This is a genomic window from Amycolatopsis sp. CB00013, from assembly GCF_001905755.1.
In the GTDB taxonomy this organism is placed as follows: Bacteria; Actinomycetota; Actinomycetes; order Mycobacteriales; family Pseudonocardiaceae; genus Amycolatopsis; species Amycolatopsis japonica.
In genome coordinates this window covers 226,364-240,112 of the sequence record NZ_LIWC01000004.1, presented here as the reverse complement: position 1 = coordinate 240,112, position 13,749 = coordinate 226,364, and the positions used below count along the sequence as shown (strand labels likewise).

General features: G+C 68.6%; 13 protein-coding genes. 3 read left to right on the top strand and 10 right to left on the bottom strand.

What is annotated here, in order from left to right; translation table 11 throughout:
• Window positions 1-27 precede the first annotated feature (27 nt).
• The 4 genes from AMK34_RS27780 to AMK34_RS27765 all read right to left on the bottom strand — a co-directional run bounded on the left by AMK34_RS27780 (window position 28) and on the right by AMK34_RS27765 (window position 4,884).
• The gene (locus AMK34_RS27780) at window positions 28-2,439 is read right to left on the bottom strand and encodes a hypothetical protein (RefSeq protein WP_073847331.1); all 2,412 of its coding nucleotides are present in this window, start codon (window positions 2,437-2,439) and stop codon (window positions 28-30) included.
• Complete coding sequence (locus AMK34_RS27775) at window positions 2,439-2,753, bottom strand: hypothetical protein (protein ID WP_016331125.1); 315 nt, start codon at window positions 2,751-2,753, stop codon at window positions 2,439-2,441. Before AMK34_RS27775 ends, AMK34_RS27780 begins: the two co-directional genes overlap by 1 nt.
• Before the next feature lie 138 nt (window positions 2,754-2,891).
• Window positions 2,892-3,197 (bottom strand): acyl carrier protein, encoded by a 306-nt coding sequence (locus AMK34_RS27770; RefSeq protein ID WP_241832879.1) that lies wholly within the window; start codon window positions 3,195-3,197, stop codon window positions 2,892-2,894.
• Window positions 3,187-4,884, bottom strand: coding sequence for a fatty acyl-AMP ligase (locus tag AMK34_RS27765; protein ID WP_073847615.1), 1,698 nt, complete (start codon window positions 4,882-4,884; stop codon window positions 3,187-3,189). Before AMK34_RS27765 ends, AMK34_RS27770 begins: the two co-directional genes overlap by 11 nt.
• 15 nt (window positions 4,885-4,899) lie before the next feature.
• Here AMK34_RS27765 and AMK34_RS27760 point away from each other — a divergent pair, with 15 nt between their 5' ends.
• Entirely contained in the window at window positions 4,900-5,832 is a 933-nt protein-coding gene (locus AMK34_RS27760; RefSeq protein ID WP_073847329.1) for a cytochrome P450, read from the top strand.
• Window positions 5,833-5,836: 4 nt separating this feature from the next.
• On the opposite strand, the gene AMK34_RS27755 is transcribed toward AMK34_RS27760, so the two are convergent.
• The 6 genes from AMK34_RS27755 to rplM all read right to left on the bottom strand — a co-directional run bounded on the left by AMK34_RS27755 (window position 5,837) and on the right by rplM (window position 11,718).
• On the bottom strand, window positions 5,837-6,316 hold the full coding sequence (locus AMK34_RS27755) for a hypothetical protein (RefSeq protein ID WP_073847328.1): 480 nt from the start codon (window positions 6,314-6,316) through the stop codon (window positions 5,837-5,839).
• 11 nt (window positions 6,317-6,327) lie between these two features.
• Window positions 6,328-8,769: a hypothetical protein gene (locus tag AMK34_RS27750; protein ID WP_073847327.1), complete on the bottom strand. Its 2,442-nt coding sequence runs from the start codon at window positions 8,767-8,769 to the stop codon at window positions 6,328-6,330.
• Entirely contained in the window at window positions 8,769-9,077 is a 309-nt protein-coding gene (locus AMK34_RS27745; protein ID WP_016331119.1) for a type VII secretion target, read from the bottom strand. Before AMK34_RS27745 ends, AMK34_RS27750 begins: the two co-directional genes overlap by 1 nt.
• Window positions 9,078-9,161: 84 nt before the next feature.
• The gene (gene glmM, locus AMK34_RS27740; RefSeq protein ID WP_073847326.1) at window positions 9,162-10,496 is read right to left on the bottom strand and encodes a phosphoglucosamine mutase; all 1,335 of its coding nucleotides are present in this window, start codon (window positions 10,494-10,496) and stop codon (window positions 9,162-9,164) included.
• Between the two features lie 257 nt (window positions 10,497-10,753).
• Window positions 10,754-11,251 (bottom strand): 30S ribosomal protein S9, encoded by a 498-nt coding sequence (rpsI, locus tag AMK34_RS27735; RefSeq protein ID WP_038519777.1) that lies wholly within the window; start codon window positions 11,249-11,251, stop codon window positions 10,754-10,756.
• A gap of 14 nt (window positions 11,252-11,265) precedes the next feature.
• Entirely contained in the window at window positions 11,266-11,718 is a 453-nt protein-coding gene (rplM, locus tag AMK34_RS27730; RefSeq protein WP_016331117.1) for a 50S ribosomal protein L13, read from the bottom strand.
• Between the two features lie 276 nt (window positions 11,719-11,994).
• Between rplM and AMK34_RS27725 the strand changes: the two genes are divergently transcribed.
• Entirely contained in the window at window positions 11,995-12,885 is an 891-nt protein-coding gene (locus AMK34_RS27725) for a hypothetical protein (protein ID WP_038519780.1), read from the top strand.
• A 3-nt stretch (window positions 12,886-12,888) separates the two neighbouring features.
• Window positions 12,889-13,638 carry a DUF4333 domain-containing protein gene (locus tag AMK34_RS27720; protein WP_073847325.1) on the top strand — a complete coding sequence of 250 codons (750 nt, stop codon included), beginning with the start codon at window positions 12,889-12,891 and terminating at the stop codon, window positions 13,636-13,638.
• Window positions 13,639-13,749: the final 111 nt, after the last annotated feature.

The following is a 13,749-nucleotide window of genomic DNA, read 5'->3' as shown; positions in this document are numbered from 1 at the left end:
GTCCTCCCTCGTTCCCCGGTCAGGCGATCATCGCTCGTAGCTGATCGAACGGTCGCCACCCTCGTCGTCGAGCGATCCGCTGATCCGGCCGCCCGCACCACTGGTCTCGAAAATGCCACCCTCGACGCGGTACTGGCTCGACCCGCGCTGCGTGTCACCCCCGCCACCGCCTGCCGCGCCGCCCATGGCGCCCATGCCACCCATCATGCCGCCCATTCCGGCGGGCGAGCTTCCGGCACCGGCACCGCCGGCACCCGCGGGCGCCGGATCCATCCCGCCGGGAGCCATCCCGAGACCGCCTTCGGCCCCGGCCGGCTGCGCGCCGCCTCCGGACTGCATACCCGCTTCCAGCGACCCGGCTTCGTTCAGCGAGCCCGCCGAAGCACCCTCCATGGGGCTCCCGAGCGCGCCTTCGAAGCTGCCGCCGCCTCCGCCGCCACTGGCGGTCGGCACGGTGCCATCGCCACCGGCACCCGAAGCGCCACCACCACCGGCGGCTTCGGCTCCCGCGGACGCCCCGGCGGTCCCTTCGGCGCCGACACCGACCTCGACTCCGCCAGGAGCACTGAAGCCGCTGCCACCGCCACCGCCGGGAGCCATCCCGGCCTCGGCCGGAGCGGGCATCGTGCGGATGTCGTCGGTCTTGCCGGGCTGCGGGTTGCCGGGATTCCGGTCGTCGAGACCGTTCTTGAGGTCGTCGCCGGGCTTGAGTTCCTTCTTCTCACCCTTTTCGTCGAGGGTGTAGGTGGTCGGCTCGCCCTTGCCGTCGTCGACGGTCACCACGGTCGGGCCGTTCGGACCGTCCGGCTGCTCGGCGGTGATCTTGAGGTTGCCGTCCTGGATGTGGATCTTGCCGTCCGGGCCGGGCCGGTAGACGCCGTCAGGGCCGGGCTCGCCTTCCTTGACCGTGCCCTTCGGCCCGAACTCGCCTTCCTTGCCGTCCTTACCCTCTTCGCCGGGCTTGCCGTCCTCGCCCTTCGGGTCGTCGAAGTCGAGCTTGTAGTCCTTCTCGTTGCCCTTGCCGTCGTCGACCTTGATGTCCATTTTGCCGTCTTTATCCGGCTCGGTCATCTCGATCTTGTTGTCGCCCTTTTGGACGGTCATGGTGTCCTGACCGTCGATGCCGTCCTTGATCGCCTCACCCGTCGCGGGGTCGATCGGGTACGGCTTGCCGGTCTCGGGGTCGATTTCCAGCGGCTTGCCGGTGACCGGGTTCGTGCCCTCGGCGGGCTTGTCCTCGGGCTTCGGCGTCTCGGGGACCTCCGCGGCCGGCGGCGTGCTGGCACCGCCACCACTTCCGCTGCCACCGCCGCTCCCGCTGCCACTTCCGCCACCGCTCCCGCTGCCACCGCCGCTGCCGCCGCCGGTGTCCTTGTCCTTGCCCTTGCCGTCATCGGGGGGCGGCGTCTTCTCGGACCCGGGCGCGGGGAACGGGTTCGTGTAGTCCTCCATGAACCGCGAAAGTTCGTGGTACTGCGTGTTGATCGTCTCGGTCGCGTTCTTGCAGAGCTTCTTGAAGTTCTCGTACCGCTCACCGAATTCGGTGGCGAAAGAACCCTTCAGCCACTGCTTCGCGGCCCCGATCGCGTAATCCTTGTTCTCGTCGTTCAGCTTGCAGTCGTCGTGACGCAGCCGTTCGGCGAGGTTGTTGCCCGGACACGCGGAGTCGAGCCAGTACGCGACGTCCATGAGCTTTTCTTTGGAATCGACCTTGCCGTTCGCGATGTCGACGACCTGCTTCGCGATGTACAGGGGCGCCGTCGCGACCTTGTCGACCCGGAGCTTCAGCGTCTCGTCGACCTTCAGCTTGAGCGCGCTGTAGATCTTGTCGATGGTCGAAGGCACCAGTTTGATGGCGCCTTCCATCTGCGCGATGAGCTCTTTCGCGTCGGGCTGGATCCGCTGTTCGTACTTGACCTTCGCGGCCGTCGCGCCCTCACCCTTCCAATCGTGGAAGAGCGTGGTCAGCGCCGAACTCGCGTCCTTCTGGGTCTGCTCGACGATCTTCTTGGCGTCGGAGAGGTCATCGACCTCGTCGAACATCTTCTGGAAATTGATCTCACGGTTCTCGTGGAACCGGTCCCAGATGTCGGTCTTGTAGCTGATTTCGCCCGACTTCTCCGGCATCTTGTTCCAGACCTGCTCGGCCCAGTCGGAGAAGAAGTCCAGTGCCGGCTTTCCGAGGTCGAGCACCTGGTCGGATTTGGTGGTCGCACCCCCGGCGGCAGGCCTGGACATGGAGTCGAGGTCCTTGTCGGCCTGTTTCGTCTCGGCCGCCTGCTTCTTGTCCCCGGCCGCGTTCGAGTCACGTTCGGCGACGGCCTTCTTGTAGGCCGCTTCCCGGTCACCCCACGGCATCATCAAGGCGTCTTTGGTGCCCTGAGTGACGTAGGGGTCCTTCAGCATTTCGTCGATCTGTGCCTGCGTCGGTTGACTCATTACTGGGCTCCCGCCTTGTTGGCAGCCGCGGCGTTCGCCTGGTCGGACGAGGTGTACCGGGTCGACGCGGTGCTGACGCCGCCGGCGAGCTGGGTGAGCTGGCCCGCGTAGCCCTTCATCGCGTCGGAAATGGCGAGAATCCCGGTGGCATAGCCCTTTTGATAGTCCTTGTGGACCCGGCCGAAGTTCTCGGGTCCGACCTGGGTCGGACCCACCTTCCCCGCCTCGGACGTCGTTTTCTCAGCCGCGCGCTCCAACGACGTCGACGCCGTGAGCATCGCCTCTGAATCGGCTTTGTAGCCCCCGTCCGGCATGACCGGTGCCCCCTTCGTCCCGCTGTATCCGCCTCGTTGTCCTACCTACGACGCACGCCGGCGGCATCAGGTGCCGTCGCATATGCACACAGAATGTACCCACCGGTCATCGAGACCGCAGGGACATTCACACCTTTGCTAACTCAAACGATTTCGGCGCAAGAAGCCTGGTAAACCGCGTTTTCGCGGTTTCGCACCCGCCTCGACGGCCTCGGCGAGCACGGTCGCCGAGGCCCGGATGTCGACCAGGCGGTCCAGCTCGTCGAGGTCGAGGTCGACACCGAACTCCACCTCGACGGTCGCCAGGAGCCGGACGCGGCGCCGGGAGTCGACCCCCATCTCGGCGAAGGGCGTGTTCTCGTCGATGGTCTCCGGATCGACGTCGAAGGTCTCGCAGACGAGGGCCTTGATCTCGTCGACGTACTCGCTCCCGTCAGCTGCCATGGGTGGATTCTGTCCCATCCGCCGTCCAGTACCGCGTTCTGGCCGCGGAACGCGCGACCTTGCCGCTGGAGGTCCGCGGCAGGCCGCCGGGTTTCACCAGGAAGAAGGCACGGAGACGCACGTCGTGCCGCTCGGCGACGGCTCGGGTGGCGGCTCGCTCGATCTCGGATTCGTCGAAGTCGGGGGCCTTCCGGGCGCGCTCGGCGACCACGACGACGCCCTCGCCTTCGTCACCGTCGACCGAGAAAGCGGCGACCCGCTCGGGCCCGAGAAGGGGATGCGAGGCGGCGACCGTCTCCTCGATGTCGTGCGGGCTGTGGTTACGGCCGTCGATGATGATCAGGTCCTTGATGCGGCCGGTCACCGAGAGCCTGCCGTCGCGGATCGTGCCCAGGTCGCCCGTGCGGAGCCAGCCGCCCTCGCCGTCGAGTTCGGCGTCGAACACCTCGGCGGTCAAGTCCGGCCGCCGCCAGTACCCGGCCGCCACGTTGGGCCCCTTCACCCAGATCTCGCCCACTTCGCCTTTAGCGGGCAAAACGCGATCCGGGGTGGGGACGACGCGGACCCGCTGTCCCCTGGGCCAGCCGATCTCGACGACCTCCCGGCCGTCCACTTCGGTCACCACGGGGCCGTCGGAATCGCCGCTGGCGACGTAGACCGTGGCCTCGGCCAGACCGTAGGACGGCCGGAACGCGCCACGCGGGAAGCCGTGGGGTTCGTAAGCGGCGAGGAACTCCCGGACGGTCGCCGCCCGGACCGGTTCACTGCCGCTGAGCGCGATCGACACCGTCGAAAGGTCGTACTCGGCGCGCTTCGCCTCGGGCACGGCCTCGGTCACCAGGTCGTACGCGAAGTTCGGGGCCGCCGTGAGCGTGTTCGGATAGGACGACATCAGCAGCAGCCAGCGCTCCGGCCGCCGGATGAACTCCAGCGGCGCGATGAACACCGTCCGGCCGCCGGAGCGCATCGTCCCCGCGAGCAGTTGCGCCAGCCCCATGTCGTGGAAGAACGGGATCCAGCCGACGCACGTGGTGCGCTCGTCGACGTCGTAGGCGTCGCAGATCTGCCAGCAAGCGGCCGACAACGCCCGATGCGTGACGATCACGCCGGCGGGTGATCGCGTCGTGCCGGAGGTGTACTGCAGGTAGGCGGGGTCTTCGGGGGAAACCGGCGAGGGCAGCGACCGGTCCGCCGGATCCGCCGGCAGGGTGTCGACGGCGATGATCTCGCGGGGCGCCGGAACCGGCTCGGTCCCGGCGAACTCCGTCAGCCGCTCGACCAAGGCTTCCGAGGTGAGCCAGATGTCGGCGTCGCAGTCGTTGAGGACGCCGACCAGCCGCTCGCGGTGAGCGCGGACGTCCGGCGCGGACAGCGGCACCGCGACGGCCCCGGCGTACAACGCGCCGAAGAACGCGACGACGTAAGAGAGGTCCTGCCGCGCTGTGATCGCGACGCGGTCTCCCGGCCGGATCACCTCACGCAGCTTCGCCGCGACCGCCCGGACGTGGACGAGCAGCTCCGCCCAGGTCAGCGTGTCCTCGACGGGTTCGTGCCGGTTCGAGCAATCGAGGTGCGTGTACGCCGGGCGCTCGACGTCGGCGCGTTCGAGCAGCCGCCCTACGAGCGGGGTCCGCAGAACTTCTTCGGGCACTTCTGAGCGCACTGGCACATCCTCCGGCCGCGGCATGGGCATCATACGAACGTGGACGACTTCTTCGTGCTGGACGATCCGGCGGATCGCGTCAAGGCCCTGCGCGACCGCGAGCTCAGCTCGAACCCGGGCGGCGCCGCGGCCGAGACGCCGAACCTCCTGCTGATGGACGGCGCGGACCACCGGCGGCTGCGCGCGGTCGTCAAGGAGGTCATCGCCCTGGTGGAGCCGCTCCCGGAGGCCGTGCTCACCGACCTCCGGAGCGCGATTAGCCCGCTAAAGTCGCTCCGGCGGTTCGATCTGGTGGCCGATTTCGCCAGGCCCGCGGCGGCCAGGGTGACGGAGGCGGTGCTCGGCACGGTCGAGCCACTCGGCGAGAAGCTGCTGACGAACCTTTCGGAGACCGCCGCGAACCTGGACGTCTGGTCGGGCGGGCCCGCCGGTGCCGACACCGCCGCGCTGAGGGTCGCGATGTTCTTCCTGAAGGCGACGGCCGTCGAAGGCGGCGGGCTGGCGCTGCTCCGCGAAGCACACGAAGCGGGCCGGATCACCGAGGACGAGCTGATGATCACGCCGGTGATGCTCGCCCACGCGGCGTACGAGAACTCCATGAACTTCCTCGCCCTCGCCGGCCTCGAACTCCTACGCCGCCCCGACGTTCTCGACGACGTACGCGGCCTGATCCACTCAGTCGCCCCGACCCGCTTCGCCGCTCGACGCGTGACCACGCCGTTCTCCTTGGCGGGCAAGGACTTCACGACCGGGGACAAACTGGCCATCCCGCTGGGCCCCGACGCCGAGCTCGCCTTCGGCCTCGGCAGGCACACCTGTCCCGGCTCGCGGGTCGCGGTCGCCGAGGGCGAAGCCGCGCTTCGCGCCCTCGCCGAGATCCTGACTCCCGACCACGTCGCCGAAGACGTGCGATACAAGACGCACGCCGTCTTCCACGGCGTCGAGCGAGCCATCGTCACGCTGCGAACCTGACCGCTCAGGTCGCCAGCCAATCGGTGTTGGCGAAATCGTCGTCGTCACCCCGCGCGGCCGCCGCCCGCCGGTGCCGCCCGGCCGGACGCTCTTCCGGAACGGGAGCCGGAGCAGGCGGCGGAGATGTCGGTGCGGGAGGAGCGGGCGGCCGGAACGCGACCGGCTGCTCCTCCGCCGTCCGATACCCGGCCCGACGCTCGTTCTCGGCCTCGTCTTCTTCGAACCCGAAGTCGCCGTCGTCCTCGACCTTCTCGCTCAACGTCGACTCGGTCGCCCAGCCGCCCGCGGCCTCCGCGCGCCGCTTCTGCTCGCTTCGCGCCGCCAAGGCCGCGCTCGTCTCCTGCTTGAGCTGGTCGCCCGCGGTCCGGGTCTCCTCGATCGTCTTGGCCGCGCGGTTGTCGACCAGGTACATCCGGTCGCCGTTCTCGCGCTCCAGCCCGGCCAGCTTGTGCCGGAGCGTGGCGAGATCCTCTTCAGGATTCACTGACCCCTCCCCTAGCGGAAGCCGATGACGCCGTCGTCGTCGAGCGAGCCGCTGATCCGGCTGCCCGTCGTCGTCGCGGTGTCGAAAAGGCCGCCGTCGACCCGGTATCCGCTGGACGTGCGCTGCTGATCTTCACCGGACCCTTGCCCGCCTCCGGCCGCGCCGCCGCCCATCATGCCCATGCCGCCCATCATCCCCGCACTGGCCGCGGCCGGATCCTGGGCGCCCCCTCCCGGAGCGGAGCCGAGCCCGGACGACGTCGTGGGCGAGGCCCCGCCGCCACCGGTCCCGGCCGGATCCGACGTCTCGCCGAGTCCGTTGTCCCCACCGGCGAACGGGTCGCTCAGCGACTGGGCCGACGTCGATTCGGGATCACCTCCGGCCGCCACCGGTTCGGCCTGAGCGGGCGCTCCGCCGCCGGCCCCTCCGGACGTGGCGTCATGCGGACGGGCAGCCGGCTCGGCCTGCTGAGGTGCGGCCTCTTCGACGGGCTGTGCGGCGGCATGCCTTCCGGCCGTCTGCGGTGTCGATTCCGGGCTCGCGTGGCGGCCGACCGCCGGCTCGTCCTCGCCCAGCGTGTACTTCGACGGATGCCCCGAACCGTCGTCGACGGTCACCAACGTCGGCCCGTCGGGACCGCTCGGCCGTTCCGCGGTGATCTTGAGGCCGCCGTCCTCGATGTGGATCTTGCCGTCGGGACCCGGCTGATGGACCTGCCCCGGAGGCGCCGTCGGACGCGAGGCCGCCTGCTGGTCCATCCGCTCGGCGGTGTCCCGGTGCACCGGGCCGCCCGCCGCGTCACCGGTTCCCGGCGTGGCCTTGCCGTCGCCGAAATCGAGGTCGTAGTCCTTGACCTGACCGGTGCCGTCCTGGACGGAGATGTCCATCTTGCCGTCGGCGCCGGGTTCGACCATGGAGATCTTGCGGTCGCCCTGCTCGACCGTCACCGTCTCGGGCCGGGTGTCTTCCTTGATCGCTTCGCCCGTGCGGGGGTCGATCGGGTACGGCTCGCCGGTGGCCGGATCGATGTCGAGCGGCTTGTCCGTGACCGGGTTCTTCTCCTGGCCCGGGACTTCGGGCTTTTCCGGCTCCGGGAGTTCGGTGTTGCTCGGCGTCATACGCCCGGCACCGCCCCCACCGGACGACGGGCCACCGCCACTGGAGGACGGGCCACCGCCGCCGCTGGAGGACGGACCGCCACCGCCCTTCTCGACGGGTGGCTTTTCGACGGGCTTCTCGCCACCCGTTTCCGGGGTCTTGCCCAGATCTGCGAACGGATTCTCGACCACTTGACCGAGCGAATCGACGTACGCCTTCCACGCGCCGTTGATCGCGTCACGCGTGTTCTTGCACACCAGCTGGAAGTTCTCGATGTGCTTGCCGAACCAGCCGAGGAAGACGTTCTTCAGCCAGGCCACCGCCTGAGGTTTGAGGACCTCGTCGATGGTGCTCTGGTCGATGTCGCCGGCGTCGTCGTTGAACGCGTCCTTCGCTTCGATGCTCAGGAACTTGATGCAGTGGATGATGTCGTTCTGGCTGCACGAGCCGTCGGCGATGCGGATGATGCGCTCGATGTCCTGCGCCGTGGCACCGTCGATGTTGTCGGTGTACCACTTCTGCAGCCACTCGACCTTCTCACGGCAGAACTTGCCCACCGAGGCATTGGTCCGCAGAAGTCCGTCGCCCGCCGCCTTGAACGCTTCGGCGACCAGACCGGATTTGTCCGAATAGGCCTTCTGGTAGGCGCGCGCCTGCTCGGCCGCTGGGCCTTCCCAGGTGCCGAGCGAGTTCCCCAGCTTCCCGGAGACGTCCTGCGCCGACCCGGCGATGGCCGTGCCGACCGCCGTCAATTCGTCCGCGCTCGCCTTGAACAGGTTGAACGGGATGTTGTCCTGCTCATGGTAGAGCCGCTGCAGTTCGCCGAGTGAAATCGCCGCCCCGCCGCCTGCCAGGGACAGCGCGCGGACGTAAAGCGGGTGGAAGATCTCGTAGACCTTGAACCCCGACAGCCCGGGGACCATGATGTCGTTCGAATTCGCGCAGCCCGGATCGGTCTCGGTGGCACGCCCGGCGATCTCCTGGGTCTTCGCCGCGTCCTTGTTGAGCGCGTCACGATCACCCTGCCGTCCGGCGGCCTGGTTCGCGTCGTACTTCTCGTGCGCGGTCTTGTAGGCCTTCTGGACGTCCTCGAGATAGGCGTCGTTGGAGCCGATGTCGCTCTCGGTGATCCAGTCACCGTTCATCGACTTGATGTAGTCGCGGAAGCCGTTCCGCTCGGCTTCGCTGGCGAAACCGCAGCTTTCCGGCGTCTCGTCCTCGATGTAGTCGATGTAGTTGAGGGCGAGTTCGCGTTTCGTGTCGCGGTCGATGTTCGGATCGTTGAGGATCTTCTCGACTTCGGCCCGGCTGGGAATGTCGTGGCCGCCACCGCCACCGACGTCTGCGAGGCCCATCAGTGCTTCCTCATCTCGGCGGCGTTGGAGTCCTCATTGGACTGGTAAAGGTCCTTGGACGCCGCGAGTTTGCGCCCGAACTCGTCCGACGCGGCGAGATAGCTGCGCGCGCATTTCGCCAGGCGCTGGATGCTCGCGGAATAGCCGTTGAAGCAGTCCCCGTGTGCCGGACCGAAGCTCGCCGCGCTCAGGTTGATCTGCTCGACCGCCCCGATCGGCCCTTCACAGGCCTGCTTGGGCAGATCCTGCAGAACCTTGGCCGCCTCGTTCAGCTGCGCCGGATCGACCTTGTGCCCTTTACCCGCCACCGTCACCCTCCCCTAGGTATACGCACACGGAATGTACCGGGCCGGTAACCGCAGCGCAGCGACTTGGGGAGAACGTGAGAGGGCTTACGAGGCGGAGGAGACGACTCCCGCGAGCCTGTCCGCGGCCGCCTGCGCGGTGTCGTGCGCGGGGGCCTCGACCATGACGCGGACGAGCTGCTCGGTGCCCGAGGGGCGCAGCAGGACACGGCCTTCCTCGCCGAGTTCGGCTTCGACGGCGCCGACGGCGTCGCGGACCGCGGCCGAGACGGCGACCGCCGCCTTGTCCGCCACCGGGACGTTCACCAGCACCTGCGGCAGACGGTTCATGACGGCGGCGAGGTCGGCGAGCGACTTGCCGGTGGACGCCATGCGGCTCATCACGCGCAAGGCGGTGAGGAGCCCGTCGCCGGTGGTCGCGTAGGCGGGGAGGACGACGTGGCCCGACTGCTCGCCGCCGAGCGCGAACCCGCTCGCGCGGAGCTCTTCGAGGACGTAGCGGTCGCCGACGGCGGTGGTGACGAGGTCGATGCCGTGCGCGCGCATCGCCAGGTGCAGGCCGAGGTTGCTCATCACGGTCGCGACCAGGGTGTTCTTGGTCAGCTCGCCGGTCTCGGCGAGGGCGAGCGCGAGGACGGCCATGATCTGGTCGCCGTCGATCAGTTCACCCGCGGCGTCGACCGCGACACAGCGGTCGGCGTCACCGTCGTGCGCGATCCCGAGGTCGGCGCCGTGCTCGACGACGGCCGCGCGCAACGCGTCCGGGTGATTCGACCCACAGTGTTCGTTGATGTTGACGCCGTCCGGGTCGGCGTGGATCGCGATGACCTCGGCGCCTGCCTTGCGATAGACGTCGGGGGCGGCGAAGGAGGACGCGCCGTTGGCGCAGTCGACGACGACGCGCAGGCCTTCGAGCGAGTGCGGGGTGGCCGACAGCAGGTGCTCGACGTAACGGTCACCCGCGTCGGGGACGTCCTTCACCCGGCCGACGCCGATGCCGGTCGGGCGGGTGACGGGAGCGGCGAGACCGGCTTCGATCTCGTCTTCGATCCCGTCGGGAAGTTTGTGGCCGCCCGCCGCGAAGAGCTTGATGCCGTTGTCGGGCATCGGGTTGTGGGAGGCGGAGATCATCACGCCGAGGTCGGCGTCGAGCGCGCCGACCAGATACGCGACGGCGGGCGTCGGGAGGACGCCGAGGCGGAGCACGTCGGCGCCGGCGGACGTGAGGCCCGCCACGACGGCGGCTTCGAGCATCTCGCCGCTGGCGCGCGGGTCACGGCCGACGACCGCGACCGGGCGGTGCGAGCGGTCGTGGGCGGCGAGGACGCGGGCGGCGCTGGCGGCGAGCGAGAGCGCCAGCTCCGGGGTCAGCTCCTCGTTGGCGAGGCCACGTACGCCGTCGGTACCGAATAGACGAGCCATCTGTCGACCTCCTTGAAAAACCACCACGACAACCTAGCCAGTGCCCCTGCCCGGCCTCCCGCACCCCCGGTTCGCCTTTAGCGGGCTAAACGCGACGCGCGCGACTTTAGCGGGCTAAACGCGACACGGGTGGGGCACATGTGGCGGGTGTGACAGGTGGGACTGGGGGCGAGCGGGGAACCGAAGGACCCCGGAAACACGGAAGCGCCCATCCGAAAGACGGATGGGCGCTTCCGCGGGTTGCGCCAGAGGCGCGATCAGCGCTTGCTGTACTGCGGAGCCTTACGGGCCTTCTTGAGGCCGTACTTCTTCCGCTCCGTGGCGCGGGCGTCACGGGTCAGGAAGCCGGCCTTCTTCAGCGCCGGGCGGTCGTCGGCGTCGACCTCGACGAGCGCACGGGCGATCGCGAGGCGGAGCGCGCCGGCCTGGCCCGAGATCCCGCCACCGTGCAGGTTGGCGAAGATGTCGAACGAGTCGGGCTTGTCGACCGTCACCAGCGGCTCACGGATGAGCTGCTGGTGCACCTTGTTCGGGAAGTACTCTTCGAGCGTGCGGCCGTTGAGCTTGAACTCACCGGTACCGGGAACGACGCGGACGCGGACGACGGCTTCCTTGCGGCGGCCGACGGTCTGGGCGTTGCCACCGGCGGCACGCGACGGACGCGGGGCGGCGGGGGTTTCGCTGGTCGCGACGGCGTCGGCCGGGGTCCCCGCGGTCTCGACAGCCTCGACGGCCTCGGTCTCGGTGCTGGTCACAGACTGTTCCTCACTCACTTCGCGACCTGCGCGATCTTGGTGATCTCGCGCGCCTGCGGCTGCTGCGCGGCGTGCGGGTGCTCGGCGCCGGCGTAGACCTTGAGCTTCTTCGCCTGGGCGCGGCCGAGCTTGTTCTTCGGGAGCATGCCCTTGACGACCTTCTCGAGCAGGTGCTCGGGCTTGGTGTCGAGCAGCTCGCCGAAGGAGCGCTTCCGCAGACCACCGGGGTAACCGCTGTGCCGGTACGCGAACTTCTGCTCGCGCTTGTTACCGGTGAGCGCGACCTTCTCGGCGTTGACGATGATGACGAAGTCACCGGTGTCCACGTGCGGGGCGTAGGTCGGCTTGTGCTTGCCGCGCAGCAGCGTGGCGACCTCGGTCGCGAGCCGGCCGAGCACGACATCCTCGGCGTCGATCACGTGCCAGGCACGAGTGACGTCGCCGGGCTTGGGGCTGTACGTGGGCAAGGGTCTACCTCGTCGTCAACATTGCGTGTGGGTTCTGTGCGGGCCTAGCGCTTACGCGCCGCAGCGCACAACGACATATGAAGATACCCCCACGCCCGACCCTACTGCGAAGCGGGGGTCGGTCCGGGGTCCCATACTAGGACCGGCGCCCGGCGGGCGCCCCGCAACTGTACCTCGCCGGTGTGGCGGAACCGCCCACGGCATCATCCTTCGCGGGAGAGGATGAGACGATCCGGACGCGCACCGCGCGCGGGGGACTCGATCAGGGGAACGGCGATGAACAAACGTCCAACGACCATCTTGTGCGTGCTGAGCGCCGTGCTGGCGCTGACCACCGCCTGCGGCCAAGGGCGCGCGGGCACGGCCGTGCCGAAGGGCGACGACGCGGCGACCTACGTCGGCACGAAGTTCGAAACCGCGATGAACAAGCTGCAGGACACCATCGGCCAGCAGCGCGACGTCACCAGCGAGTCGGGCGCCTACTTCCGGTTCGACGAGAAGTACATCCGCAGCACGATCTCCTCGGCCCGCACCGGCTCGCCGGAAAGCCGGGTCAGCCGTCAGCGCTCGCAGAAGAACCCGGACGACAGCATCGACTGGTACACCCCCGGGGACGGAGCCGTCGAGTACGTGTACCTCGGCCCCGTCTACAAGAGCCTCGCCCCGACGCCGTGGGTTTCGATGCTGAAGTCCGAAGCCGGGCTGACCATCCCCTGCGCGTGGGTCGGCATCATCACCGCCTGCAAGATGGCGGACGCGATCGCCGTGTCCTACAACGCGGACAAGAAGATCGTGAAGGGCGCCAAGAGTCTTCCGGAGAACCGGATCGAGCTGACCGCCGACGTCCCGTTCGGCAAGTTCATGGAACGGCGCGTGGAGATCCTGCCGACGTCGATCAGCAGCGCGGTCACGGCCGAGATGAAGAAGGCCCCGGTGCACACCACCGTCTCCCTCAACCCGGACGGGACGCTGAGTCAGATCGTGATGGAGGCCAAGATCGAGGGCGGCGGGCACAAGATCGAGCTGCGCTACGACTTCCGCTTCACCGGCAAGGCGAGCACGCAGGATCTGCCGAAGCTGCCGGACGCCTCGCAGATCACCGTGCTGCCGGACAAGGCCGCCAAGGACGACTTCAACCGCCGCTTCAACGAGCTGAAAGGCGTCTGAGGCATGACCGAACAGCAGCCGCAACAGCCGCAGCAGTGGTGGCAGCCCCCGGCGAATCCCGGGAGCCAGCAGCAGGGCTGGCAACAGGAAGGCCAGGCCACCGGACCGCATGCCGGGCAGTGGCAGCAGAACGACGCGGGCGCCGCGAACACCGGCTCCTACACCGGGCAATGGCAGCAGCAGCCCGGCGTCACCGGCTCTTTTTCCGGGCCCTGGCAGCAAAGCGCACCCCCGGCGCAGGGCACGGGGTGGCAGCAACCGCAGCAGCAGCCGATGCCACAGCCGATGCCGCAGCAGCAGGATTGGCAGGCACAGCAACAAAGTCCGGGCACTCCCCCGCAGGGTCAGTACGGCGGAGGGTTCCAGCCCGCGCAGCAGGCACAACCGTCTCAGTACGGCGGGCTCGGCGCCTTCGGGACGGAGCCCGCGAAGAAGCCCAAGGCTTCCAAGAAGACCTTGCTGATCGGCGGGATCGCGGCCGCCGTCGTGATCGCGGGCGGCGTCGGGGCCTGGCTGCTCGGCGCCTTCGCCGGTGACACGCTCGATCAGAAATCGGTCCAGGACGGTGTCGTCCGCGTGCTCAACGAAAACTACGGGGAGCCGGACGTGAAGAACGTGAGCTGTCCTTCCGGCCAACCGGTGGAGAACGGCGCCACGTTCGACTGCTCGATCGACCTTTCGGGACAGCAGAAGAAAGTCACCGTCCGGGTGCTGAACACCACCCCGGAATTCGAGGTCGGCGCGCCGCACTGAGCGGTACGGACACGGAAAGCCGCGACGGAGACCGTCGCGGCTTTTCCTTTGACACAAACGAAACGGCGGGCTCGGCATCCGAGGATGCCTGCCCGCCGTTGCTCGTTCGGA

Coding starts and splice junctions, on each gene's coding strand:
- AMK34_RS27775 (WP_016331125.1), bottom strand. CDS start 2,753: ATGCCGGACGGGGGCTACAAAGCCGATTCAGAGGCGATGCTCACGGCG.
- AMK34_RS27725 (WP_038519780.1), top strand. CDS start 11,995: ATGAACAAACGTCCAACGACCATCTTGTGCGTGCTGAGCGCCGTGCTG.
- AMK34_RS27770 (WP_241832879.1), bottom strand. CDS start 3,197: ATGGCAGCTGACGGGAGCGAGTACGTCGACGAGATCAAGGCCCTCGTC.
- AMK34_RS27720 (WP_073847325.1), top strand. CDS start 12,889: ATGACCGAACAGCAGCCGCAACAGCCGCAGCAGTGGTGGCAGCCCCCG.
- AMK34_RS27765 (WP_073847615.1), bottom strand. CDS start 4,884: ATGCCGCGGCCGGAGGATGTGCCAGTGCGCTCAGAAGTGCCCGAAGAA.
- AMK34_RS27780 (WP_073847331.1), bottom strand. CDS start 2,439: ATGAGTCAACCGACGCAGGCACAGATCGACGAAATGCTGAAGGACCCC.
- AMK34_RS27750 (WP_073847327.1), bottom strand. CDS start 8,769: ATGGGCCTCGCAGACGTCGGTGGCGGTGGCGGCCACGACATTCCCAGC.
- glmM (WP_073847326.1), bottom strand. CDS start 10,496: ATGGCTCGTCTATTCGGTACCGACGGCGTACGTGGCCTCGCCAACGAG.